We start from the raw sequence: 25,955 nt of genomic DNA on the forward strand, positions 1-25,955 counted from the left end.
AGTTATGCGATATATCAATCAACTAGAACCAAATGAACTAATAAATAATTTCCTTTCTCACCCACCACAAGAGTTTACTAGCTGGATGAGTGAAGATGGTATACCGGCTTTTTCTGCTAAGTTTGATTTGCTCACAACTGCTGATGATGATTTTAAAAATAAAGTTCATAAATTGCCTTTTTATAAAAAATGGCGACATTGGTTACAACCAAAAACATGTTTTGTGGGGACAACCGTTTCAGAATATAGTTTATTGACAAATAAAGTCGAAGCCCATCAATTAGCGGATAATGTTAAAGCAACTTATACCAAAAAATATCCTTTTGTCATTGTTAAAGATTTACCTTCTGATTCACCTTTACTTAGCAAGCAGGATAATCAATATTCAAAGGAGATTATTGATTGCTTAAAAGAACGTGGTTTTATTGAAGTTGAAGGGCAAGCTTTAGCTTGGGTTCCCATTGATTTTGAATCGATAAATGATTTTTTGGCAAAATTGTCATATAGCCGCCGTAAGAATCTTAGAAGAAAACTAAGGTCTCGTGAAAAATTGGCGATTAACATCTTGCAAACAGGCGATGATTGTTTTTTTGATGACGCCAATCTTGATTTATATTATCAGCTTTATCTCAATGTATATGAACAGAGTGAAGTACATTTTGATTTATTAACCAAACCATTTTTTGTCGAATTATTACAAAGCAAAGCAGCAAATGGACGCATTTTCACTTATCATTATGATGGACAATTAATTGGTTATAACATCTGTTTTGTGGAAAATAACGTTTTAATCGATAAATATATTGGTATGGTTTATCCACAAGCAAGAGAATTAAACCTCTATTTTGTTAGTTGGTTTGTTAATCTTGAATATGCGTTGCAACAAAATCTTAATAGTTATGTAGCTGGCTGGACTGATCCAGAAGTTAAGGCTTCACTGGGAGCTAGTTTTACGTTAACTAAACACTTAGTCTATATTCGGAATCCTTTATTAAGAGCGATTTTACGTAAATTAATTGGCCATTTTGAAACAGATAAGGAGAAAGTAGCATGACATCGCCAGTTATCCTTAATTTTGATCAAAGCGTTGGAGAAATTGATGATGCCAGAACGATTGATTTTACTCAGTGGCAAGATGTCATTCGTTTTGGTTGTAGTGAAAAAAAATTCCTAAAATTTAAAAATGTATTGCAACAATCGTTACCAGAACATTATGGTACAGTGTTAATGGGTAGTGGTGATTACCATCATATTTCGTTATTATTGATTGAGCAACTAGCGAAGCACTATAGTGCAGATAATCCAATTGAAGTGGTTATTTTTGATAACCACCCAGACAATATGCGTTATCTATTTGGTGTTCATTGTGGATCATGGGTGAGTTATGTGGCTAGTTTACCTTTTGTTAGTCATGTCCATGTATTAGGCATTACATCACATGATATTGGCTTATGGCATTTTTGGGAAAATAGATGGTCACCACTTTTTCAAAAAAAGCTGACCTATTGGAGCTTAGATGTCAATGTTTTGTGGACTAAGAAAATTGGTTTAAGCCATGCTTTTCGTTATTTTGATTCACCAGATGATCTTATTACTCAGTTTCTATCTGAACAATACCGTGATGCTAAACCGATATATTTATCGATAGATAAAGATGCGTTAAGTGAAGAGGTTATTCACACCAATTGGGATCAAGGTAAGCTACAGACGTACCATCTATTAGATACTATTTCCTCAATTAAGTCGCGAATTATAGGTAGTGATATCACTGGTGAGTTATCAATATGGCAACCAAAAAGTTGGTTTAAGCGGTTACTAAGTTCACTTGATAAACAGCCAGAAATATCGTTAGAAAAGTTAAATGATTGGCAACAAGAACAACATCAACTCAATTTAACTTTATTAAAGGCGTTAAAAGCCTAGTATTCTTTAACGGATTGAACTATCTAGGCCTTTAAACTCACGGTTTTAAGCTATTAATCACTCTGATTATTCGTTTTTTTTGCTAGTTTACTTTCTGCCAGTGCCAAAAACAAAATCCCAGAAACAATCAATATTGTACCAATTAACTTAAATAATGTGATAGGTTCATGAAATAGCCAAACAGAAACAATCATTACCGTCACAACTTCGAAATGCGAAGCTGCAAAAGCCGGGCCTACAGGTGCTTTTTTTAATAAAGTCATCCAGGTAAAGAAGGTTAAAATGTAGCCAGTAATTGATACATATATCCAATGGCCGGAAAATACCCTGACTAACCATTCAATACTCATTGCCAGAGGTTGGGCATGTTCAGCGGCTAATTTGAAACTGCATTGTGCAACGGTATCAAACATTAATAATACTGTAAAACCAATTAGATAGAATCTAGCCATATTAAGATAGCCCCACAAAGATTACACCAGCAGTAATTAATAACATGCCGATAATACGATAAAGTGTAAGTAATTCTTTAAATAGAACTCGGCCTACTAACATAATCGTAATAATATTAAATGAGGCGAGTAATACACCTTGGGAAAGCGGAACTAAAGTCAAAAAGGCTAACCACAGTAAAAATTCGGCAATGTATGATGATATTCCTATCCAAATCCAATGATTTTTGGCAAGATCCAACCAGTAGTACCACCCATCTCTGTTGGTAGGTGATGTTGCAGCATATTTAAAAGCAACTTGTCCTAAGGTATCAAAACAGATATTACTAATCCAAAGAAAAATAACTAAGGATGACATTATGCTTGAATTCCTTCTGCCAGATTATTAAAAAATGAAGCGCACTCTTTAATTACTTCTCGGCGTTGGCTATCAATAGTAATTAAATGATAACTATCATTTAATACAATTAATTGTTTAGGACCAGAGACTAATTTTTCTACTAATTTTGCATTAGTTTCAATATTGGCGATATCATCATTACCTGAATGCATAATCAAACAAGGCGAGGTAACTTTGGATAATTCTTGACGAACATGTTTTGCCAATAATTGCATTTCTGCTAATGCAGGAAATGGATTTCCAGCAAGGCCAGCCGATGCGGCGTCGCCACTTAACATGCTTTCAGATACTACGGCTCGAATTCGTTCATCTTTAAGGCCATAAGGTGGTTTTTCAATAAAAGAGACTTTCTGAAAAATACCGAGTTTTTTAAAGTAGACCAATAAAAAGAAGAATTTTTTTGCCCAAAATGGCATACTCCAACCATCATAATAAAATGTCGGTGCTAAAACGCCAACTCCTTTAATCTGGTTGGGACGATCGGCAGCTAGTTTCAATGCCAGAAGGGCGCCCATTGACAAACCTGCAACAAAAAGATTATCTACCTGTTTGGCTAAATAATCAGCACCATCTTGCACGCTTTTATACCAATCTTGCCAAGTTGTTTTACACAGATCAGCTTCAGTACCACAGTGGCCGGCTAACTGTATTGCATAAACTGTAAATCCTGCTTTATGTAAACCATTGGCCAAAATTCGCATTTCATTTGGGGTGCCGGTTAAACCATGAATCAACAACACCCCATTTTTATTACCTGGTAAAAAATAAGATAAATCTTCAATTGTACTCATTATTCTTCCTTTATTTTACCATAATGACTGGAATTAGTGATTGTTCTGTTTGTTTTAACGCCTTGGTAACATCAGCAAAGCTAACAATAGCCGTGTGTTTAATATGGTTTTTCTCACAATAACTGACTAGTTTGTCTTTAGCAAAAACCAGATCGACATGATGAGATACGCAAAAATCGGAAGTACCATCACCAACATACAGTATTTGAGGAAAATGTTGCTGTTGTTTTACATGATTGCATTTGCAATTACCACTTTGTTTAATACAATTTTTATTAGCATAAGGAAACTCAAGACGCCAACTTCGATGATTATCATGCAATAACTTATTAGCATAAATCGGTAGATGCTCAATACCATGACGTTTTAAGACAAATTGGATAGCATAATCTAAACCGTCACTAACTACATGAACTGGAATATGATTTTTTTCGGTGTAATCAATGAATGCTTTGAAATTAGAGTCAATTTCAATTTTTGCCAATGCAGAATTAAGTTCTTCTAAACTTGCGTCCATTAGGGCGATCTGTTTGCTCATACACTCTTGAGAACCAATTTTACCACTGACCCATAATTCTTCGAGTTCGTCACACCCATCTCGGCCGAACTCGCTAAGTAAAGTATCAGTTACATCTTTAACACTAATGGTACCATCAAAATCACACAGTATAATAGGTTTATGGTGATGAGTATAAGCTGGCTGAAAAAGATGATTAGTAATTGATGAAAAATTATTCATATTCAAAGTAAAAATTGTTTGGTTATAGATATTGTCGCCAATTTTCTCATAAAGCCATAATCAACTTTGTTGGCTCTTTGTATATATTTTGTAACGAAGCTGAATTTGCCTGTATAATGAGGCATCTCGAAGTCCACGTTACGGTAAAGAGAGCCCGAAATGAGTGAACGTATATTAATTATCGAAGATGATGAAAGATTAGCCAATTTAATACAAGTTTACCTAATCCGTCAAGGATATATGGTGGATTGGCATAATAGCGGTGAAGGTGCAGAAGAGAAGATACAACAAATCAATCCTGATCTGGTTATTTTAGATGTAATGCTCCCTGAAAAATCGGGTTTTGATATCTGTCGAGACATACGTTCATGGTTTACTAACTATATTCTTATTATGACTGCTAGCGAAGACAATATTGATGAAATTGTCGGATTAGAGTTGGGTGCGGATGATTATTTGGCCAAACCCGTTGAGCCGCGATTATTACTTGCTCGGATTCGAGCATTGCTACGACGAAAACAGATTGAAAATGATAAAGAAGGCTTAAAAGAACATAGCACCGTATTTAACAATAATACTTTAACCTTTGAAAATTTAGTGATTGATGGTGAAAATCGCAAAGTGTTATTAGACGGACAAGAAATTGATTTAACGACTGCCGAATTTGATTTACTCTGGTTGTTGGCCAATAATACCGGTAAGATTCTATCTCGAGATGATATATTTTCCCAAGTTAGAGGTATTGACTTTGACGGTAGTGATCGTTCAATTGATGCCCGAATTTCTCGATTACGACGTAAGCTATTTGATGATCCAGATAATCCATCACGAATTAAAACGGTTCGAGGAAAGGGGTATTTATTCATGCGAGAAGGGGAAAACCATTGAGACAATTATTAGCTAAACCGCTATTTTTCAATCGTCGCATAGTCTTTTATCTGGTTATTTTACTTTCATTACAATGTATTATTGCCTATGGTGCATTATTAGTATTTGATTCGTTGCCTTCGTCATTAACTGATATGCCTGATGATCATATCGTTTTTCGTGAGTCTCAGCGAGGAACGGTTAACTTAATTCGTAAACACATTGATGAGAATAAACAGCGACCACTGCAAACAGTCATTGATGAGTTACAGCCTTATTTCGGCTACCCCATAAAAATTTTACCAGCAAACACCACATTATCTCATTCGGTAAAAAAAGAGTTAGAAAAACTTGATTTTGCTTATGATGGTGATGAAGAGGTGGTATATATCGACCTCAATGATGGGCATTTATTGCAGTTAGGTCCGATTCTAATGCGAGATATATTAGAATCAAATACCATGTCGTTAAGTGTTTTTCTTATTATTTGGGCTTTATTTAGTGCCATAATCTTTTTTATTTTAATCTATTTTGCCTTCAGCGCCGTATGGAAAGATTTGGTTAATATACGTCAAACTGCTGAACAACTAGGACAGGGCAATTTAAAAGCACGTACCGAAAATGTGAAAGGTTGGCTATTCAAACCATTAGCCAACGTTTTAAATAATATGGGCACTCATATAGAGCATCTGGTCAGCACAAACCAAACAATTTCGCATGCAATGGCACATGAACTGCGCACTCCTCTTGCTCGAATGCGATTTGAGTTAAGTATGCTTGAAGAATCTACTGACGAAGATGAAAGAACCACTTTACAAAAAGGGATGAGTGATGATATCGATGAACTCGAAACACTGATTAACGCCAGTTTGAATTATTTCAAAATGCAGCAAAGCAATATTGAATTAAATCTCACTACAGTATCGTTAAAACAGTGGGGTGAAAAAATTTGTCAGTCATTAGCTCTATTTAAACCTAAAGGTTTTGAGCTCGTTTGCCATAGCCAAGATGCCAACGCCAAAATTGATACAAATTTAGCAGAAACTATCGTCAAAAATCTGCTACTCAATGCTTTTAAATATGCAGCGCATAAAGCAGTATTAAATATCACTAAACAGGATAATCGTGTTATTTTGGAAATTGATGATGATGGTGCAGGGATTCCATTTGATGCTCGTGAAAAGATCTTTATGCCATTTGCTCGTCTTGATACTAGCCGTACCCGATCAACGGGGGGGTATGGATTAGGCTTAGCTTATGTAAAATTAATGGCAGAATTTCATGACGGTAAAGCCTTTGTGGTTACTAGCCCATTAGGTGGCGCACGATTTGTGGTTTCAATAAAATCAGGTGATTTTTAATCATTTTTTAACATTAAGATTTATGATAAAAAATGATCATATTTGTTATTTATCGGTATTTCATTTTTTTACTGCTATTATAGGATAATATTTACTCTATTGCTCAATGAGGTGAGTATTATGGAAAATGATTTAAAACCTTCTATTCCAACAGTTTATTGGCTTAAATTGGTTATAATTTTCTTTTTGGGATGGATAGTAATTTATGCTGGCAGATCGGTTTTAAGTCCTTTAGTTGGTGAATTACAAACTCAATTTGGTTTAACTAAAGCTGCAACCGGCGGCATCATGAGTTTGTTTTTTCTTGCTTATACCTTATTTCAAATACCATCAGGTATTCTCGGTGATAAAATTGGTCGTAAGCGAGTTTTAGTAACCGGATTTTCCTTGTATGCTATCTTCATTGCAGCAATCTATTTTGCGCCTTCCTTTACAAGCTTCTTAATCCTTTGGATGCTAACTGGTGCCGCGCAAGGATGTTACTATGGACCTCAATATGCGTTATCGTCCGAAGCCATTCCGAAAAAATGGATAACTTTAGGCAGTGCCATTATTGGTAGTGGCATGTCTTTTGGTATAGCAATAGGATATTATCTGTCCAGTGTGATGATCTCGGTTTTCAATACTTCATGGAAAATACCTTTTGTGATGGTAGCGATGCCAATCGTAATAGTTACTGTTTTGATGATTGTTTTTATTAAAGACAAATCCAAATTTTCAGTCGCATCCCAAACTTCAGAAAAAACTAATTTTTCTCAACTGTTTAAAAATAGAAATTTAGTTTTGGCATATATCACCATCTTTTGTTCTATTTATGGTTTTTTTGTTATTATCACTTGGTTACCTAATTATCTTGAAGTAGAACGCGGCATGAATAAAATTGAAGCGTCACAAATTGCCTCAATTGTACCTTGGATCTCAATTATTGGGACACTATTGTGTAGTTATGTTTCAGATAAATTAGGTCGCCGTAAACCGGTGGTCTTATTTATGATGCCGTTATCTTTAATAGCGATTTTTTCAATAGTCTATTGTGATTCTTATGCGGTGCTTGTTGCAGTGCTAATATTATATGGTTTTATTGGTAAAATTAGTTTAAATCCGGTACTGATCGCTTTAGTTGCTGATAATGCGCCTAAAGCATCATTAAGTACTGCATTTGGACTATATAATTTTTTTTGTATGGCCGCCTCAATCTGTGCCCCTTACTTTACCGGCCTTATTGCCGATAAGACAGGAAGTTTAAATAGTGGATTTTACCTTGCAGCAGTTATAACATTGGTTGGAATTACTGCAATGTTATTTGTTAAAGAAGCAAAATCCGCTAAGCAAAGTTAATTCATAGTAATGTTTTTATCTATTTTTAATCATTATTATTAATCAATAGTTTTGCTAAGATTATTGCGCAGTATTATCCGTTTGAGCTGAGATATTTTTTCAAAAAATTTAAATCTCATGTTTTAACGTTTCGAAAAAACAAAAAATTTGTTATATTCGTCGGTCAAAATGATAAAAATGATAAATCTCATTTCTAAATTGGTCATGAGCAAATAAATATATAATCAGAGGTTTTTTATGAGCGGTGATTTACCGAACGAAACTCGTCCAACAAACTTTATTCGTCAAATTATTGATGCAGATCTTGCTGCCGGAAAATATAAAACAACGCATACTCGTTTTCCGCCAGAACCTAATGGCTATTTACATATTGGTCATGCAAAATCTATCTGTTTAAACTTCGGTATTGCCCAAGATTATCAGGGTAAATGTAATTTACGTTTTGATGATACCAATCCAGCTAAAGAAGATATTGAATATGTTGAATCAATTAAAGAAGATGTTCGTTGGTTAGGATTTGAATGGGATGGTGAGATTTGCTATTCATCTGACTATTTTGATCGTTTATATGAATATGCATTAGAGCTTATCAATAAAGGTCTTGCTTATGTCGATGAACTGTCTGCTGATGAAATTCGCGAATATCGTGGCACCTTAACACAACCCGGTAAAAATAGTCCTTATCGCGACCGCAGTATTGAAGAAAACTTAGCATTATTTATCCAAATGAAAGAGGGTAAATTTGCTGAAGGAAAAGCTTGCTTACGAGCGAAAATTGATATGGCATCACCTTTTATTGTTATGCGAGATCCTGTGTTATACCGGATTAAATTTGCTGAACATCACCAAACTGGTAATAAATGGTGTATCTATCCAATGTACGATTTTACTCACTGTATATCGGATGCCATTGAAAATATCACCCATTCACTTTGTACCCTTGAGTTCCAAGATAATCGTCGTTTATATGACTGGGTTTTAGATAATATTACTATCGAAGCCAGACCTCATCAATATGAGTTTTCAAGATTAAATCTTGAATATGCGATTACTTCTAAACGAAAATTAACTCAGTTAGTTGCTGAACAAATTGTTGATGGTTGGAATGATCCGCGTATGCCAACTGTTTCTGGTTTGCGTCGTCGTGGCTATACTCCATCTTCAATCCGTGAATTTTGTCGTCGAATCGGGGTAACTAAACAAGAAAATACCGTTGAAATGAGTACTCTTGAATTTTGTATTCGTGAAGATCTCAACGAAAATGCGCCACGAGCCATGGCGGTAATTGATCCGGTTAAAGTGGTCATTGAAAACTTTTCGGCAACAATTGATGAAGTATTAAGCATGCCAAATCACCCTAATCGACCAGAACTCGGTCACCGAGAAGTCATGTTTACTCGCGAGATTTATATCGATCGCGCGGATTTTAGAGAAGAAGCTAATAAAAATTATAAGCGACTTGTATTAGGTAAAGAAGTTCGTTTGCGTAATGCTTATGTGATACGTGCTGATCGCGTTGAAAAAGATGCCGAAGGTAATATCCAAACTATTTATTGTAGTTACGATCCAGCTACCTTAAATAAAAATCCTGAAGATGGACGTAAAGTGAAAGGTGTTATTCATTGGGTGTCAGCCAAGTTTGCCAAACCAGCCGAAATTCGTCTTTATGATCGTTTATTTAATACCCCAAATCCTGGTAGTGCTGAAGATTTTTTATCAACCATTAATCCAAACTCTTTAATTATTAGACAAGGATTTGTTGAGCCTAGTTTACAAAAGGCGAAAACCGAACAAGCCTATCAATTTGAGCGTGAAGGTTATTTCTGTCTAGATAGTAAATATGCGACTGAAGATAATCTCGTGTTTAATCGTACGGTAGGTTTAAGAGATAGCTGGAACGAAGCATAATTATAATAAAAACGCCAATTTTAATTGGCGTTTTTATTTTCATCTCTAATGATATTATTCGGCTTTTTTAACCTCTTTTAATAATTTTAAAGCTAACAGCATTAAAAATAATGCACCAGCTATTAAAACGCCCCAAATTAACCATTTAGATAAAGAAGATGATTTGCTCGAATTATCATCGGTTTGCGATAATACCTCTCGGTTACCTAATTTAACTTTATCGCCCAAATAAGCTTCTGGTACATCTTGTGCAGATATTGTGTCAGATAATAGTGCTTTTTCACTTAATGATGCCGGTTTAGCTATTGGTGAACCCCAAGCAAGAATAAATGGTCCATTATTGGCGCTGTTAAAGATAATCCTCATCCGATATAAGTAAGCGGTAACAGAAGGTGGGTTATCTAAAGATGCATTAATTGCTTTAATTTTTAACTGTTTAATATTTAAAATCGAATTGTTAATATTAATTGTTTGACTTTGATTGGTATCATTAATACTGCGAAAAATATAATCATCAAGTTTATGCCAGGTTTTATCATTGTCACTAGTTTTATAAAAAATAGTTGCCGGTAAAACAGTCCGCTCATTTTGCAGTTTAATAGTGAGCTGTTTAATCGGTAGTGAGGTAGATAATTGATAAGTTGCTTCTTGCTCATCAGCTGAGATTAAGTTTAAATCGATTGGATAAAGATCCCTTACTGGCGTTGCTTTTCTTGATGTGAATTTAACTGTTTTAATACTAGGTATTAATTGCTTATCTGATTTTAACTGTAAAATCCAATAGATAGATTTGAAATTCATACCAGACGGTAAGTCAATTGTATTAACGTTTAATGACTGATTATTGTTATTATCTGTTAAAGACATTATCGGAACATTATCTATCGCAGTTTGCCATTTTTTCAAATCGTTACTATATAGGAGGTTAGCGGTTGCCTGCCAATTTGACATTTCCTCGAAATCGATGGATAAACGACTAAATGGTTGGCCTAATTTAATTTCACTAGGAATTTGTAACAAATAGGTTGCATGATATTCATTTGGTTTATTGGCGTTATCAAGGTTAATTTGTATATTCTTATTATTGATGTTGATATTATATTGGCCAATTGCAGATAGTTTTTTCCCTTCTATCTCATCTTCTTGATTATTATTGTTATCGTTTTCTTGATGGTTATCTAAGCTATAAACGGTGACCGGAAAAGTCTGATTTTCATCATTTTGTTGATAAACATTAGCTAATGCAAAGGGGACGGGTTGGCCTTTTTGATTGAAAACTCGAACATCATCTAATGTGCTTGATAATGCTTGAGTATAAATATCCCCGGTTAACTCTATTCGGTTATACATACTTTCGCTGTTGCTAAGTTCGATCATAGCACCATAGGCATATTGATTAGTTTGATCTGCTGCTTGACTTAAACCACTTATTAGCAAAAGTGAGCTTAATAAGATTTTTTTCATAACTTTTTATCCATTAAATTAAATAATATTCAGGAAGTTGTATTGCTCTCAATGGTGAATAAGCAATTTTGTTCTTCCTGAATTTGTGTGATATTGGTTTATCAATTTAAATTATATCGTTAATATTTATATTTATTCATTTTCGACCACGCTTTCATCATTTAGTTTCGGTGGTAACGGTGCTAAATAGCCGATCAGTAACATCAGTAATGCTACGCCAATAAAGGCAAACGCTCGTAGTAAACCATCAATTTCTCTGATATCAACAAATATCAATTTAATAATAACAATCATTTGCATTAATTGACCACAAAACCATATTTTTCGGAGTGAATAACGGTGTCCTATGGCAATTAAAATCACTGCGCTTAACATCCAAAGTAACGATAAGGTCATTTGTACAATATTGTTGTGCCATAAATTAAATGTACTCCAACTAATATCAAATGTTTGACTCAAACAACGCAGAACAATACTGTTAGCCCAAATGAAAGTTAATGTCAGTAACAATATCACAATCAAATTAGGCAATGGTATTTTAAAGTTAGCTAAATTGGTTGTTTTATTTTGAATTTGCCAATAATTCATTGTTAATTTTAACCAAACACAAGACATGATTAAGCTAAAAATGGCACTTTCTTCAAGTGGGTTAATAATTGGGATATAAGGCCAATAGATAATTTGTCCACTCATACCAAGTCCTACAATCAAATAGAGTGCCATATAACTAATAAGTGGTAGCAAACCGATTGACCAATAACTTTTTATCAATGAGAATGACGTAATATATTGGCGTTTAATAAGGATATAGAATAGCAAAGTGATACCGCTAGCAATCGTTGCCAATAAACTCCATTTTATTACCTCATATCCCCATGGTAAAGTATCGAAAAGATGGAATATTTCCCGAGCAAACCATCCGAGTAACATCCAAAATAGACTAATATGTAATAAAATAAATAGGTTATTTATACCAGTATTACTATTTATTTTGCTATTTTGGATTTTATATAGATAGATATAACCACTTATGAAGGCTGCGATCCAAGCTAGATTGCAAGGCCAATAGCTAGAAAAATAGTAGCAGGAAACAGCATGGCTTTTTAGCAAACTTATTGCAAGTACCGCCCAAAGTAATAACATTCCATGACAGATGATATTCCAATCAATCTTTTTACCAATGAAATACCATAACCAAAAGGAAGCAGTAAAACATAATAAAATTAATGGTATTTGTATCATAATTTGCTGTAAAAATAGTGGGATACTTAATAAAATCCACAATATCCAAACAATAGCAGCTATAGATAAACAGAAAGATTTGATTAACTTTGTTACTTCGGTTTTTTGTCCATATTGGTGCCATAAACAAGCATGAACTAATAAAATAATGCTACTAATTCCTAAAAGGGAAGTGTACAGTATTGGAGTTAGTTGATTATTTTCTAAAGATATTGCCGCAGATATAATTCCTAACGACATGATTAAGGTACCAGATAACGCTGTACGGTAGTATTTTTGGGAGAGCATAACCCATGTAATAGCGGTTCCTTCAAACATCCACAATGTAGCAGTCCAATTGGCACTAAGTGCAAGTGGAATAGATAATGTGATAAATGAAACACCAATAGTCAACCAATATAAGGATAGTGTTTTCGCTAATGATTTCCATAAATGGAAAATAATAAAGGCACCAACAAGATAGAATAATCCAAAGCCTAGTGATGAAAATGCTGGACCAAATTCCCATTGCTGCGTAATAGCATATTGCAATCCAAATCCGCATAAAGGGGCGCCAAACAGTAATAACAGATCAATAATATTCTGGTATTTTTCTTTATTATGGATACTTCGGATTGATAACAATACCGCTAACACACCGTAAATCACTAAATTAGCAAGTATAAAGATCTGACATTCAGTATAAAATTCTGGCGTAAAACTCTGTATTCCCCAAACTAGCGATACAACAAAAGTAAAGGTAAATCCTAATAGATTAAGAATTCGCCAAGATTGTGTGATACTGATTATCAAGATTGCGGTTGAAATCATTAAATAATAACTAAATAACGCAACATGATTACCAGAACCATCGGATAATAAAATTGGTGTTACATAGCCACCAACGCAGGCAATGATTGCCAAACTTATGGCTCTTTGCAAAATGGAAAATAAAATACTGGAAGAACATATCACAACTAAAATAGCAAAGGTGATTAATGTTGGGATTAACTCATATAACTTGAAGGCAGCAAAAATGGTCAGATATAAAATTGCTATTGCACCCCCTTGTAATATGAGGGCATAAATTTGACGTTTGCGGCGTAATTTCCAACCAATAGCTAATAAACCAATTCCTAATATAAGTGCACCTAAAATTCTAACTTCAGGTGAAAGATAATGGCGCTGATGTTCAATGCCGTATTTAAATAGATAAGTCAGTCCCAAAAATAGAATTATGATAGCAATTTTAGTAATAATATTGACTTTAATTAACCAATTAAACAAGCTGTAACCGATATTAGTTTCACTACTACGAGAATGTTTATGATATGACCCAAACGGGTCAAATGAAGCTTGTTTAATCTCAGGTTGGTTATCAGGTTCGGTGATTTGTGCTAATAATGTTTGCTCATTAATTGTTAGAGTTTCGATTTTTGGTTCATCATGTTCAACACTTAATGTGCTTTCAACTATCAATTCAGAATTAGGTTGCCCACTAGTATCAGCTAAAACTGATTCATTTTGCTCATTAAGTGCCAAGTTTGAAAATGTTTCTTGTTGATGGGATGGTTTTAATGGCTGTATTATCTCTAATTCTGCTGTTATTGATTCTGAATTGTTTTCTTCTAATTCATTAGAATGCATATTAACCGTTGATTGAGACATTTCTTGCTCAATCTCAATAAAATTAGTTTCATTTTTAGAGATAGAAGGGGTATTGAGTACGGATTCTTCTTGTGCCGTATTGTTTTCTTCTTCTACATGGGTTTTATCTGATTGATAAAGCTGCTGTGTAAAGGATAAAAGATGTTGTTGCAGTTCGGTTAATTGGTTCTGTAAGGCCGTTATTTGTTGCTTCAAATTAGCAAAATTAGCAAATACTGCAATAAACAGAATGATAATGAGGAAATAAAAAAAGAATTCCACCCTACTTTCCTTATATTTCTAACAAAGATACTTATAGCTTTTGTATTTTTTTAAAATTGTTAATGCAAATATATTGATTTACAGACTCAGTAAATCAATATTTATACAATAAATCAATTTATTTTTTTAAATTTAACGAGCTTCTTCCGCTAAAAGTGCTGTTTGAAATGGTAATCAAAGCCCTACATGACAGTAAGATACCTCATTTAAGGTAAAAACGGTTGCTCAATTTCTTTTTATTGAATCATATAATGATTTTTAAGATAGCCTCTTTAGTGACTTTCTTTTATAATACTGCTCTATTTTTTCCCTTTTTTGGCTTAAAAAGAGTACTTAGCATGAAAATTTTAGCTGGTTCTTCTGCTCTATCTGCATTTCGTATTAATAAAATTTTATCCTCTTGTCGTGAACAATCTATCCCTATAACAAATATTGAAGCCCAATACATTCACTTTATTGATTTAAGTGCTGAATTAACTGTTCAACAACAATTAACCTTAGATAAGTTGTTACAATATGGCCCTAAAAGTGCACAAATAGATGTCGAAGATAAAACCAGTAAAATACTCTTTTTAGTTACTCCACGCGAAGGTACTATTTCGCCATGGTCATCTAAAGCTACTGATATTGCACATAATTGTGGATTATCAAAAATCCATCGAATAGAACGAGGTATTGCTTATTATGTGCAAGCTAGTTCTCCGTTAACTGATTGTCAAAAAAATGCTTTTCTGGGCTTGATACATGACCGAATGATGGAGACCGTTTTAAGCAGTTTTGAGCAAGCTGAACAATTATTTAGGGCTGATCAACCCAAACCAGTAATAATTATTGATTTGTTAGGACAAGGTCGTCAAGCATTAGAGGAAGCTAATCTAAAATTAGGTTTGGCTTTAGCACCAGATGAAATTGACTATTTAGTTGAGAATTTTCAGAAATTAAACCGTAATCCAACTGACATTGAGCTTTATATGTTTGGTCAAGCAAACTCTGAACATTGTCGTCATAAAATATTTAATGCTGATTGGATTATTGATGGTGTAAAACAACCAAAATCATTATTTAAAATGATCAAAAATACTTTTGAACATACGCCAGATTATGTGTCATCCGCTTATAAGGATAATGCCGCGGTTATGGATGGTTCGAAAGTTGGACGATTCTTTGCTGATTATGATAGTCGAAGCTATGATTATCATCAGGAATATGCTGATATTTTAATGAAGGTGGAAACCCATAATCACCCAACGGCAATATCTCCTTGGCCGGGGGCGGCAACCGGTAGTGGCGGTGAGATTCGAGATGAAGGAGCGACAGGAAAAGGAGCTAAACCAAAAGCAGGATTAGTAGGTTTTTCTGTTTCGAACTTACGAATTCCCAATTTTGAACAACCTTGGGAACAAGATTTTGGTAAACCGGATCGAATTGTTAGTGCATTTGACATTATGATGGATGGACCCTTAGGTGGTGCGGCATTTAATAATGAATTTGGTCGTCCAGCGTTATTAGGCTACTTCCGTACTTATGAAGAGAAAGTCAATAGCTTTAATGGCGAAGAGGTCAGAGGCTATCATAAACCGATTATGTTAGCTGGTGGTATGGGAAATATTCGTCGTGAACATATCCAAAAAGGTGAATTTCCTATCGGTTCCAAATTAATTGTTTTGGGTGGGCCAGCCATGAATATCGGTTTAGGTGGTGGCGCGGCATCTTCAATGACATCCGGGCAGTCGGATGCTGATCTTGATTTTGCTTCAGTTCAACGAGATAACCCTGAAATGGAGCGTCGTTGCCAAGAGGTAATCGATCGTTGTTGGCAGCTTGGTGATAAAAATCCTATTTTATTTATCCATGATGTGGGCGCAGGTGGCTTGTCTAATGCTATGCCGGAATTGGTTAGCGATGGTGGCTGTGGTGGTCAGTTTGAATTACGTAAAATATTAAGCGATGAACCGGGTATGTCGCCGTTAGAGATTTGGTGTAATGAATCCCAAGAGCGTTATGTACTAGCGATTCATCCGCAAAGTCTTGAGCTATTTGATGAACTTTGTAAACGAGAACGCACTCCTTATGCGGTGATTGGTGAAGCCACAATAAATAAAGCAGTAGTGTTACATGATGAACATTTCAACAATAATCCGATAGATTTACCGTTAGATGTGTTATTGGGCAAAACCCCTAAAATGTTACGAGATGTTAAATCTAGCCAAGCAGAAGGGGATCATTTTTCAACAGCGGATATCAATTTATATGATGCAGTAAAACTAGTTTTACATTTGCCAGTTGTAGCGGAAAAAACCTTTTTAATTACCATAGGTGATCGTTCGGTAACCGGTATGGTCGCTCGTGATCAGATGGTTGGACCTTGGCAAGTACCGGTTGCCGATTGCGCGGTGACAACAGCCAGTTTAGACAGTTATTATGGTGAAGCAATGTCAATGGGGGAACGTGCGCCGGTTGCTTTACTTAATTTTGCCGCATCAGCACGTTTAGCTGTAGGTGAAGCAATTACTAATATTGCTGCGACAAACATTGGCGATATTAAACGCATTAAACTTTCGGCTAACTGGATGGCTGCCGCTGGTCACCCTGGTGAGGATGCAGGTCTTTATCAAGCTGTTAAAGCCATTGGTGAAGAGTTATGTCCTGCTTTGGGACTGGCTATACCAGTCGGTAAAGATTCCATGTCTATGAAAACAACATGGCAACAAGATGGTGAACAAAAAACAGTAACTTCACCTTTATCGTTAGTGATTTCTGCATTTACGCGTGTCGAAGATGTACGTAAAACCGTTACACCACAACTTTCTATCGATGAAGATAACCTATTATTATTTATTGATTTATCCAAAGGTTATCAAGCATTAGGGGCAACAGCATTAGCGCAGGTTTATCGTCACCTAGGGCAAAGAACCGCTGATGTCCGTGATGCCAAAGAGTTAGCGGATTTTTATCAAGCTATCCAAGCGTTAGTCGCTCAAAAAAGCTTATTGGCCTATCATGACCGTTCAGATGGTGGTTTATTGGTTACATTGGCAGAAATGGCATTTGCTGGGCATTGTGGTATTGATGTTGATATTCATTCACTTGGTAGCGATGTCATTGCCTCACTGTTTAATGAAGAACTCGGTGCGGTTATTCAAATTCGTAATAGTGATTTAGAAAAAGTCATGACATGCTTTAAGCAGTTTGGGTTATCTCAGGTGATTCATAGATTAGGAACAGCTAAAACAGGACAGCAATTTATTATTCGTAATAATAGTGCCGTGGTGTATAGCGAATCGCGATTGACATTAAGAACATGGTGGGCAGAAACCACTTGGCAGATGCAACGCTTACGTGATAATCCACAATGTGCAGATCAAGAACACCAAGCTAAGCAAAATGATGATGATCCAGGCTTAAATGTTCATCTTACTTTTGATATTGAGCAAGATATTGCTGCACCTTACATAGTCAAAGGCGTAAAACCGAAAGTGGCAATTCTACGCGAACAAGGCGTGAACTCACATGTTGAAATGGCAGCAGCATTTGCTCGCGCTGGTTTTGAATCAGTTGATGTCCATATGACAGATTTATTATCTGGCCAAGTGACCTTGAATCAGTTTAATACACTTGTTGCTTGTGGTGGTTTTTCATATGGTGATGTATTAGGGGCAGGCGAAGGCTGGGCTAAGTCGATTTTATTTAATGAACAAGTCCGTCATGAATTTGAGCAATTCTTCCATCGTAATGATACTTTGTCATTAGGGGTTTGTAATGGTTGCCAGATGATGTCGAATCTAAAAGATCTGATTCCTGGGGCTGAATTATGGCCGCGTTTTGTACGTAACGTATCGGAACGTTTTGAGGCGCGTTTCAGTTTAGTTCAAATTCAATCTAGTCCGTCATTACTATTTACCGATATGGCTGGTTCGCATATGCCGATTGCGGTTTCACATGGTGAAGGTCAAGTGGAAACCTGTGATTTAGATCATTTGACTCGTTTAGAAGCTTCTGGCTTGGTTGCAGTTCGATATATTGACCATTTTGGCAAAGCGACAGAGCAGTACCCGGCAAATCCAAATGGTTCACCAAATGGTATTACCGCAGTAACCTCAAGTGATGGTCGAGCAACGATTATGATGCCGCACCCAGAGCGAGTATTTAGAACGGTAACCAATTCGTGGCATCCTGATAATTGGGGTGAAGATAGCCCGTGGATGCGTATTTTCCGTAATGCTCGTAAGCAACTTGGTTAGTAAAAAAATCGCCGACAATAGTCGGCGATTTATAAACATAATTTTAGCTTTAACCGTTTACTTTTTTCTACTCTTTAACGGCTGAGCTAAATCATTATTCATTCTTCGCAATAATTGCTCAGTTGTTTCAAAGTTAATGCAAGCGTCAGTAACTGATACGCCATATTTGAAATTTTCTTTTGGTTGTTCGGATGATTGATTTCCTTCAAATAAATTACTTTCTATCATGACACCAATAATTGAATTATTACCTTGCTTAATTTGCTCAATAATTGAGTCAGCAACAATTGGTTGATTACGGTAATCTTTGTTTGAGTTGGCATGACTACAGTCTATCATTAGGTTAGGTACTAATTTAGCCTTATCCATTTGCAATTCGCATAATGCAACATTTTCAGCATCAAAATTAGGTGCTTTGCCACCTCTTAGGATTACATGACCGTGCGGGTTGCCTAAGGTTTGTAATACGGTAACTTGTCCTTGTTGATTAATACCCACAAATCGATGAGACATGGAAGCTGATTTCATGGCATTAATTGCCACATCTAAACTGCCATCAGTACCATTTTTAAAGCCAACAGGCATTGATAACCCAGACGCCATTTCGCGGTGAGTTTGTGATTCAGTGGTTCTGGCTCCAATAGCCGACCAGCTGATTAAATCACCAATGTATTGAGGTGTATTTGGGTCTAATGCTTCAGTGGCAATGGGTAAGCCGATTTTAGTGATATCAAGAAGTAATTTACGAGCTTTTTTCAGACCATGTTCAATATCAAACGAACTATCCATATGCGGGTCATTGATCATACCTTTCCAACCGACGGTCGTTCTTGGTTTTTCAAAGTAGACACGCATGACAATAAATAAGTTATCTTTAACTTCATCAGAAAGTTTTTTTAGTTTATGCGCATATTCAATTGCGGCTTGAGTATCGTGAATAGAGCAAGGACCGCAAACAATTAATAAACGGTGATCACGACGTTCTAAAATATTTACGATAGTTTGGCGTGAAGCGGCAATTTGGTTTTCTAATTCCGAAGATAATGGATAAAGATTTTTAATATCTTCTGGGGTGATTAACATGTGTTCATCTCTGATTCGAACATTATTTAGTGTGTCTTTTAACATTTTATTTTCCTTGTTAAAATCATTCATATTTTTTATATGTAAAATATTAAATACATAAACATGGTGTATGTAAACACAAAATTACATTATAGTAAACTTATTTTTTAATATTTAACTTAACTAATTTAATTCTGTAATAAAATGTTTACATTTTTCTGTGAAACTGTGATTTGATAGCCGATTATTTTTTTGTTATAACTGACTTTAAGATTAGGTAGTTGTGACCAGCATATTTTTACTATTGGGAATTCATCAGCATGAAGAATAATAAACGATTCCTCAATTTAATGGGGACCATAATTCAAATTTGGGTCGAACATGATCGAGCGAAAGATTTATTAGATATAGCTGAAAAAAAATTGATTGATTATGAGCGTCGTTTTAGCGCAAATTGTTACAATTCAGACTTAATGCAAATCAATCTCAATGCCGGTATTAAGCCTGTTACGGTAAAATCCGATCTTTTTACCTTGATTAAAATAGGTAAGGCACGAAGTCTAATTAATAATCGTTTTTTAAATATTGCAATTGGTCCGCTCATTCAAGCATGGCGTGTCGGATTTCATGACGCTAGATACCCACTCGATTCAGAAATTCAGCAACTTTTAACTCTCATCGATCCTAATGATATTGTTTTGGATGAGGTAAATAAGTCGGTATTTTTAAAATACCAGGGTATGGCCATTGATTTAGGGGCTTTAGCTAAAGGGTCTTTTGCCGATAACATACTGCAAATTTTTAAAAAACTGAACGCAAAATCGGCATTTATTGATTTAGGGGGCAATGTATTAACTTATGGTGAGTGCCCCTTTCATGATGATGGATTTTGGCGAGTAGGTATTCAAAATCCGTTTCAAAGTCGCGGTAATGTAATAAAGGTATTAAAAATTAAAAATCAATCAGTAGTCACATCAGGGATTTATGAAAGAACATTTAATTGTAAAGGTAAAACTTATCATCATATTTTCAATAGTCAAACTGGATATCCTGTAGAAACAGACATCGAAAGCCTAACTATTGTATCAACGCATTCAATAGATGGTGAAATTTTGACAACGCAACTCTATGGTTATAGTGCCGAGAATGCTATTAAAAAAATTAATCAATTAGCCAATATTGAAGGAATGGTAATTACCACCAATAAAGAATTTGCTTGTTCAAATGGGTTATTGACGTAATCTAAAGCTAATTTGGTTACTTAAGATTGGTCATTAACCCGATAATTTATGGTATAGAAGAGATGAATAGCTCAATGAGCTCTTTTTCCACACTGCTTAGCATTTTATGATTAGAGTAGGCAATAAAATAACTCAACGAAATAAGATCCAAAGGCAGTGGTATTAAGTTATATGCTAGATCACTTTGTTTTTCATTGACACAGACGCTTTCAGGAATAAAAGTAATTCCTAGCCCTTTTTTAGCTAACTCAACAAGTGTAAAAATGTTACTACTTTCGAGAATAATATTGGGTTGAATCCGATATTTTTGAATAAGATAATCAACTTGTTGACGAATTGCTGAGCCATGTGCAGTCAAAATAAGCTTTTCTTGTAATAAGGATTTCATGAATCTAGGATTATATTTATTAGCATTAACTTCTTTTTGATATATTTTTGAGGTTTCTGGTATTAAGGCATAGTATCGGTGTTTACCACATTTATGACAAATTAAATTTTGGGATATTGTTTCTGGATTCTGTCCTATAAAAAAATCAAGGGTTTGATTTTCAATTTTTTCTTCACTATTTTTAGGAATATATTCATGCAATTCTATTTTAATATCAGGATATTTATTCATAAATTTAGGTAAAAATAGCGGCAGCAGATAAGTCCCTAAACTTGGTAATACACCAATTTGAATGACGGTATAATCACTATCAGTATATTTTTTGATTTTTCTTTTAAATTGTTCTTGTTCGTTAACTAATGATGTTAAATACTGATAATAGATCTTTCCCGCTTCGGTTAATTGTAAGGGGGTACTTTGTCGATTGATAATATCAATACCTAGTTCATTTTCTATTTTTTTTATTGTTTGGGTTAGATATGATTGAGAAATATACAAATTTTGCGCAGCTTTGGTGTAATTGCCGTGCTTAAGTAAAACATCAATGTATTGCAACATACTAAGCGAATTAATTTTAGCCATTTGTTTAAATTCTTTTATTAAACCTCATTATAATAAATTACTTATAACCCCATAATTAATCAGCTATTTCACAAACCTTTTTTTCTGTTCTACACTAGCTTACATAATGATTTGCACAATAGTCAATAGGACTAATATAACTAAAATTCTATCTATCACTTTGTGCTGTCGACTAAAAAATTTGTATTACTAAACTTTTAATATTGATTTAATTGTACTGTAAGCTACTAAGTGAGGTTATAAAGTGAAATTCGTTGGTATAGTTGGAACTAATTCAGATAGTTCTACTAATAGAAAATTACTTCATTATATGAGAGAACATTTTGTTGATAAAGCAGAAATTGAAGTTTGTGAAATAAAATCGTTACCGGCATTTAATGAACCAAAGGATAAAACTCCTCCACCAGCGGTTAAAGCGTTATCGGATAAAATTGAATTGGCTGATGGAATCATCATAGCGACCCCAGAATATGATCATTCAATAACAGCCGCGTTGAAAAGTGCTATAGAATGGCTGTCTTATACCACCAGACCGTTGGTTAATAAATGTGTCATGATTGTTGGTGCATCGCACGGTATGTTAGGTTCTTCAAGAGCCCAAGCTCATTTAAGGCAAATCTTAGATGCTCCAGAATTGAAAGCCCGTATTATGCCTAGTTCTGAATTTTTATTAGGAAAATCTCTGCAAGCATTTGATGAAAAAGGTAATCTGGTTTATTTAGATAAAGTAAAAGAATTGGAAGCGTGTTTTGACGAATTTTTATTATTTGTAAAATTAACTAACCAATTGCTAGCGACAGAAAAATTTAATACCGAACAAAATAAAAAATTTAGTTGGTTAAAAACAGCAGAAGAAGGAGCATTGTCATGAAATTAATTGGAATTGTTGGAACTAATGCTCAAGAATCTTATAACCGAATGCTATTACAATTTATGCAAAAGCATTTTAAGCATAAAGCAGAAATTGAAATATTAGAATTGACTGATGTCCCAATGTTTAATGAGTCAGATGATCAATCCAATAGTGATATTATTCAGCATTTTAATAATAAAATTATTGAGGCTGATGGTGTTATTATCGCAACACCAGAACATAATCATTCGATTCCTTCAGCCTTGAAAAGTATTCTTGAATGGCTTTCATTTAATTTACATCCTTTTGATGGTAAACCTGTTATGATTGTTGGTGCGTCTTATGATGTACAAGGTTCGTCACGTGCTCAATTACATTTACGCCAAATTCTTGATGCTCCAGGTGTTAATGCAACCGTCATGCCCGGCTATGAATTTTTGCTCGGTCAGGCACATCATGCTTTTGATGAACAGGGTAATATTAAATCAGAACGTACTATCGATTTTCTCGAAAGTTGCTTTTTGCGTTTTGTACGTTTCACTCAAGTTGCTAATTTACTTAATGAGCCGGAAGAGATTACCTATGAACCGGGTCAATATTGTGTAACTGCGCCTGGACATAATGGTGATTTACCTATGGTAGTTACGTTATCAATGGATCGTATTGAATCAATTGATATTGATACTGAAGGTGAATCAGAGGGAATTGCTGATGTCGTATTTAAACGTATTCCTTCACAAATTCTTGAAGGTCAGACACTTAATGTTGATATTTTATCAGGTGCTTCAGTAACGAGTAATGGTGTCATCGACGGCGTGGCTAAAGCAATAAAAATGGCAGGAGCTAACCCGGATGTATTACGTAAAAGACCGAAAGCACTGAGTGCGGTCGATACATCAGATGAACAGTATACAACTGATGTAGTGGTAGTTGGTGCTGGTGGGGCTGGATTATCTGCCGCTGCAAGTATTTTGCAGGAAGGTAAAAAGGTCATAGTTGTGGAAAAATTCCCAGCTATTGGCGGTAATACTGTACGGACTGGCGGTCCAATGAATGCAGCAAATCCACAATGGCAAAATACTTTTGATGCTATTGCGGGTGAAAGTCATACTTTACAGGAAATTTCTACTATTGATGAGTCAACGATTGATAGTGAATATCTTGATGATTTTAAAGAGTTAAAACAACAAATTACCAACTATTTAGCTGAAAATACCGGTAAAACAGGTTATTTGTTTGATTCAGCATTATTGCATCGTATCCAAACTTATCTTGGTGGTAAACGTACAGACCAATTAGGTAATATTATTTATGGTCAATATGATTTGGTTAAAATTTTAACTGACGAGGCGTTAGAATCGGTCAAGTGGCTTGAAGATGTTGGTGTTGAGTTTGACAAACACGACGTGACAATGCCAGTTGGTGCTTTATGGCGTAGAGGTCATAAACCGTTAAAAAGTGAAGGCTATGCATATGTTTCTGCTTTACAGAAATATGTTGAAAATCATGGTGGCATTATCATCACTGATACGGCGGTTAAAGAGCTGATAGTTGAGGAGGGACATGTATCTGGAGTTATTGGTATTGGTTTAAATAGTAAAAAAATTACTATTAGAGCTAATGCAGTAATCTTGGCATCAGGCGGTTTTGGTGCAAATACTAAAATGTTAAAAGAGTATAATACTTATTGGACAGAGATTGACGATGATATTAAAACCTCTAACTCACCAGCTATTACAGGTGATGGTATTATTTTAGGGCAAAGTGTTGGCGCTGATTTGGTTGGTATGGGCTTTTCACAAATGATGCCGGTTTCCGATCCTGACACAGGTGCATTATTCAGTGGATTACAAGTACCACCACAAAATTTCATTATGGTAAACAAACAAGGTAAGCGATTTGTGAATGAATATGGTAGTCGAGATAAACTTACTCAAGCCGCTATTGATAATGGAGGGTTATTTTATTTAATTGCTGATGAACAAATTAAAAAAACGGCTTACAACACTTCGCAAGAAAAAATTGATAAGCAAATTGCTGCCGGAACGCTATTTTGTGCGAATACCCTAGAAGAGTTAGCTGAAAAACTAGCAATGGATCCGACAGTCTTTAAACAAACTATTGCTGATTATAATGCTTATGTTGATGCTGGACACGATCCTGAATTTGGTAAAGATGTGTTTGATCTAAAAGTTGAAATTCCGCCATTCTATGCAACGCCAAGAAAACCGGCAGTGCATCATACAATGGGCGGGTTAAAAATTGATACACAAACACATGTATTAGATAGTAAGGGACAAAAAATTTCAGGTTTATATGCTGCAGGTGAAGTGGCAGGAGGTATCCATGCGGGTAATCGTTTGGGTGGTAACTCTCTAACTGATATTTTCACATTCGGTCGAATTGCAGGAAAAACGGCTTCACACGACATAAATCTAAGGATGAATACCAACCATAGAGCAAAAAAGTAAAACGATAAATTATTGGTTAGTTCTGATTGCCTCAATTTTGATTTTACTTTGTACTGGGACAATTTATGCTTTGAGTGTAGTCGTCTAACCATTAAGTTTTGCAAAAAATTGGAGTAAAGCGGAAATCATGACTGCATTTTCAATTAATTTAGCAGTTGGTCCTATTCCAATGATACTAGGTGGTTTTTAACCGATAAAGGGTTAGCAAATGGTCTAATATTATTGATGGACGGTTATTTGGACTTGTTTTTTTCCTATCTGGTTTTGTTACCAGTTCAATTATGTTGTATATAACTTATGGATTATTAATTGGTTTTGACCAAGGATTGGTCAATTCAGGCTGTTTGAGTAATACCATAAGGTTCTTTCCGGATAAAAAAGGGCTTGCATCCAGAATTATCACCGCCGGGATGGGCGGTGAATCTATTATCATTGCACCGATAGATCATCATTTAATATAAAGTTATGATTCAGTTAATCAAGCTATAAACTATGGTGTCATTTTTATTGGCTATTCTTCAGCGGTCTTTTTTGCCCCCAAAGTAATTGCTGATATTTGGGCAAATAATGGTGGAAGTTATACTTATGCCTTTTATATCGCTATTTCAGTAGCATTTGTTGGTTTAATATTAAATATAATCTATAAATCACTAAAGAATAGACAATAATAGTCAAGTTTATTGTCTATTATATTGGTAAAGAGAGCACACTGTTAGTGCTC

At 35.0% G+C, this 25,955-nt stretch carries 18 protein-coding genes and 1 pseudogene; 11 read left to right on the top strand and 8 right to left on the bottom strand.

Annotated features, from left to right (window positions below; translation table 11 throughout):
- Window positions 1-4: 4 nt before the first annotated feature.
- Both DKK79_RS01305 and DKK79_RS01310 read left to right on the top strand, forming a co-directional pair.
- Window positions 5-1,054, top strand: a complete 1,050-nt coding sequence (locus DKK79_RS01305) for a GNAT family N-acetyltransferase (protein ID WP_110422515.1) — start codon at window positions 5-7, stop codon at window positions 1,052-1,054.
- Window positions 1,051-1,923 carry an arginase family protein gene (locus DKK79_RS01310; protein ID WP_110422516.1) on the top strand — a complete coding sequence of 291 codons (873 nt, stop codon included), beginning with the start codon at window positions 1,051-1,053 and terminating at the stop codon, window positions 1,921-1,923. The genes DKK79_RS01305 and DKK79_RS01310 overlap by 4 nt, the downstream gene beginning before the upstream one ends.
- Before the next feature lie 53 nt (window positions 1,924-1,976).
- Here the strand turns inward: DKK79_RS01310 and DKK79_RS01315 are convergent, their stop codons facing one another.
- The 4 genes from DKK79_RS01315 to DKK79_RS01330 are packed head-to-tail and all read right to left on the bottom strand — an operon-like array spanning window position 1,977 to window position 4,305.
- Window positions 1,977-2,375, bottom strand: a complete 399-nt coding sequence (locus tag DKK79_RS01315; RefSeq protein WP_110422517.1) for a DMT family transporter — start codon at window positions 2,373-2,375, stop codon at window positions 1,977-1,979.
- Between the two features lies 1 nt (window position 2,376).
- Complete coding sequence (locus DKK79_RS01320; RefSeq protein ID WP_110422518.1) at window positions 2,377-2,733, bottom strand: EamA family transporter; 357 nt, start codon at window positions 2,731-2,733, stop codon at window positions 2,377-2,379.
- Window positions 2,733-3,566: an alpha/beta hydrolase gene (locus tag DKK79_RS01325; RefSeq protein WP_110422519.1), complete on the bottom strand. Its 834-nt coding sequence runs from the start codon at window positions 3,564-3,566 to the stop codon at window positions 2,733-2,735. The genes DKK79_RS01320 and DKK79_RS01325 overlap by 1 nt, the downstream gene beginning before the upstream one ends.
- A 10-nt stretch (window positions 3,567-3,576) precedes the next feature.
- Window positions 3,577-4,305, bottom strand: coding sequence for an MtnX-like HAD-IB family phosphatase (locus DKK79_RS01330; protein WP_110422520.1), 729 nt, complete (start codon window positions 4,303-4,305; stop codon window positions 3,577-3,579).
- 159 nt (window positions 4,306-4,464) lie between these two features.
- Here DKK79_RS01330 and DKK79_RS01335 point away from each other — a divergent pair, with 159 nt between their 5' ends.
- From DKK79_RS01335 to glnS, 4 genes are all read left to right on the top strand, one after another.
- Window positions 4,465-5,193, top strand: coding sequence for a winged helix-turn-helix domain-containing protein (locus tag DKK79_RS01335; protein ID WP_110422521.1), 729 nt, complete (start codon window positions 4,465-4,467; stop codon window positions 5,191-5,193).
- Window positions 5,190-6,533 (top strand): ATP-binding protein, encoded by a 1,344-nt coding sequence (locus DKK79_RS01340; protein ID WP_110422522.1) that lies wholly within the window; start codon window positions 5,190-5,192, stop codon window positions 6,531-6,533. The genes DKK79_RS01335 and DKK79_RS01340 overlap by 4 nt, the downstream gene beginning before the upstream one ends.
- Before the next feature lie 120 nt (window positions 6,534-6,653).
- Window positions 6,654-7,871, top strand: coding sequence for an MFS transporter (locus DKK79_RS01345; RefSeq protein WP_110422523.1), 1,218 nt, complete (start codon window positions 6,654-6,656; stop codon window positions 7,869-7,871).
- Between the two features lie 237 nt (window positions 7,872-8,108).
- Complete coding sequence (gene glnS, locus DKK79_RS01350; RefSeq protein ID WP_034883046.1) at window positions 8,109-9,779, top strand: glutamine--tRNA ligase; 1,671 nt, start codon at window positions 8,109-8,111, stop codon at window positions 9,777-9,779.
- A 54-nt stretch (window positions 9,780-9,833) separates the two neighbouring features.
- Here the strand turns inward: glnS and DKK79_RS01355 are convergent, their stop codons facing one another.
- Together DKK79_RS01355 and DKK79_RS01360 are read right to left on the bottom strand one after the other, a co-directional pair.
- The gene (locus tag DKK79_RS01355) at window positions 9,834-11,243 is read right to left on the bottom strand and encodes a DUF3999 family protein (protein ID WP_110422524.1); all 1,410 of its coding nucleotides are present in this window, start codon (window positions 11,241-11,243) and stop codon (window positions 9,834-9,836) included.
- Window positions 11,244-11,375: 132 nt separating this feature from the next.
- Window positions 11,376-14,393 (bottom strand): DUF2339 domain-containing protein, encoded by a 3,018-nt coding sequence (locus DKK79_RS01360; RefSeq protein WP_110422525.1) that lies wholly within the window; start codon window positions 14,391-14,393, stop codon window positions 11,376-11,378.
- Between the two features lie 338 nt (window positions 14,394-14,731).
- Here DKK79_RS01360 and purL point away from each other — a divergent pair, with 338 nt between their 5' ends.
- Window positions 14,732-18,634: a phosphoribosylformylglycinamidine synthase gene (gene purL / locus DKK79_RS01365; RefSeq protein ID WP_110422526.1), complete on the top strand. Its 3,903-nt coding sequence runs from the start codon at window positions 14,732-14,734 to the stop codon at window positions 18,632-18,634.
- A 57-nt stretch (window positions 18,635-18,691) separates the two neighbouring features.
- Here purL and DKK79_RS01370 read toward each other — a convergent pair whose 3' ends face one another.
- Window positions 18,692-19,762, bottom strand: coding sequence for a 3-deoxy-7-phosphoheptulonate synthase (locus tag DKK79_RS01370; RefSeq protein ID WP_034883042.1), 1,071 nt, complete (start codon window positions 19,760-19,762; stop codon window positions 18,692-18,694).
- A gap of 257 nt (window positions 19,763-20,019) precedes the next feature.
- On the opposite strand from DKK79_RS01370, the gene DKK79_RS01375 reads away from it, so the two are divergent.
- A complete protein-coding gene (locus tag DKK79_RS01375) occupies window positions 20,020-20,940 on the top strand; it encodes an FAD:protein FMN transferase (protein ID WP_110422527.1) in 921 nt (306 codons plus the stop codon).
- A gap of 46 nt (window positions 20,941-20,986) precedes the next feature.
- Here the strand turns inward: DKK79_RS01375 and DKK79_RS01380 are convergent, their stop codons facing one another.
- On the bottom strand, window positions 20,987-21,910 hold the full coding sequence (locus tag DKK79_RS01380; protein WP_110422528.1) for a LysR family transcriptional regulator: 924 nt from the start codon (window positions 21,908-21,910) through the stop codon (window positions 20,987-20,989).
- Window positions 21,911-22,154: 244 nt separating this feature from the next.
- Here DKK79_RS01380 and DKK79_RS01385 point away from each other — a divergent pair, with 244 nt between their 5' ends.
- The 3 genes and pseudogenes from DKK79_RS01385 (at window position 22,155) to DKK79_RS14810 (ending at window position 25,902) form a co-directional block, all read left to right on the top strand.
- Window positions 22,155-22,781, top strand: a complete 627-nt coding sequence (locus tag DKK79_RS01385; protein ID WP_110422529.1) for an NADPH-dependent FMN reductase — start codon at window positions 22,155-22,157, stop codon at window positions 22,779-22,781.
- A complete protein-coding gene (locus DKK79_RS01390) occupies window positions 22,778-25,234 on the top strand; it encodes a flavocytochrome c (protein ID WP_110422530.1) in 2,457 nt (818 codons plus the stop codon). Before DKK79_RS01385 ends, DKK79_RS01390 begins: the two co-directional genes overlap by 4 nt.
- Window positions 25,218-25,902 (top strand): annotated as a pseudogene (locus DKK79_RS14810) (hypothetical protein). The gene DKK79_RS01390 and the pseudogene DKK79_RS14810 overlap by 17 nt, the downstream one beginning before the upstream one ends.
- The last annotated feature ends 53 nt before the right edge of the window (window positions 25,903-25,955 follow it).

It is taken from the genome of Gilliamella apicola (genome assembly GCF_003202915.1).
GTDB classification, from domain to species: domain Bacteria; phylum Pseudomonadota; class Gammaproteobacteria; order Enterobacterales; family Orbaceae; genus Gilliamella; species Gilliamella apicola_Q.

Excerpts from the sequence above, each read along its gene's own strand:
- DKK79_RS01305 (WP_110422515.1), top strand. The coding sequence starts at position 5 with ATGCGATATATCAATCAACTAGAACCAAATGAACTAATAAATAATTTC.
- DKK79_RS01310 (WP_110422516.1), top strand. The coding sequence starts at position 1,051 with ATGACATCGCCAGTTATCCTTAATTTTGATCAAAGCGTTGGAGAAATT.
- DKK79_RS01315 (WP_110422517.1), bottom strand. The coding sequence starts at position 2,375 with ATGGCTAGATTCTATCTAATTGGTTTTACAGTATTATTAATGTTTGAT.
- DKK79_RS01320 (WP_110422518.1), bottom strand. The coding sequence starts at position 2,733 with ATGTCATCCTTAGTTATTTTTCTTTGGATTAGTAATATCTGTTTTGAT.
- DKK79_RS01325 (WP_110422519.1), bottom strand. The coding sequence starts at position 3,566 with ATGAGTACAATTGAAGATTTATCTTATTTTTTACCAGGTAATAAAAAT.
- DKK79_RS01330 (WP_110422520.1), bottom strand. The coding sequence starts at position 4,305 with ATGAATAATTTTTCATCAATTACTAATCATCTTTTTCAGCCAGCTTAT.
- DKK79_RS01335 (WP_110422521.1), top strand. The coding sequence starts at position 4,465 with ATGAGTGAACGTATATTAATTATCGAAGATGATGAAAGATTAGCCAAT.
- DKK79_RS01345 (WP_110422523.1), top strand. The coding sequence starts at position 6,654 with ATGGAAAATGATTTAAAACCTTCTATTCCAACAGTTTATTGGCTTAAA.
- glnS (WP_034883046.1), top strand. The coding sequence starts at position 8,109 with ATGAGCGGTGATTTACCGAACGAAACTCGTCCAACAAACTTTATTCGT.
- DKK79_RS01355 (WP_110422524.1), bottom strand. The coding sequence starts at position 11,243 with ATGAAAAAAATCTTATTAAGCTCACTTTTGCTAATAAGTGGTTTAAGT.
- purL (WP_110422526.1), top strand. The coding sequence starts at position 14,732 with ATGAAAATTTTAGCTGGTTCTTCTGCTCTATCTGCATTTCGTATTAAT.
- DKK79_RS01370 (WP_034883042.1), bottom strand. The coding sequence starts at position 19,762 with ATGTTAAAAGACACACTAAATAATGTTCGAATCAGAGATGAACACATG.
- DKK79_RS01375 (WP_110422527.1), top strand. The coding sequence starts at position 20,020 with ATGAAGAATAATAAACGATTCCTCAATTTAATGGGGACCATAATTCAA.
- DKK79_RS01380 (WP_110422528.1), bottom strand. The coding sequence starts at position 21,910 with ATGGCTAAAATTAATTCGCTTAGTATGTTGCAATACATTGATGTTTTA.
- DKK79_RS01390 (WP_110422530.1), top strand. The coding sequence starts at position 22,778 with ATGAAATTAATTGGAATTGTTGGAACTAATGCTCAAGAATCTTATAAC.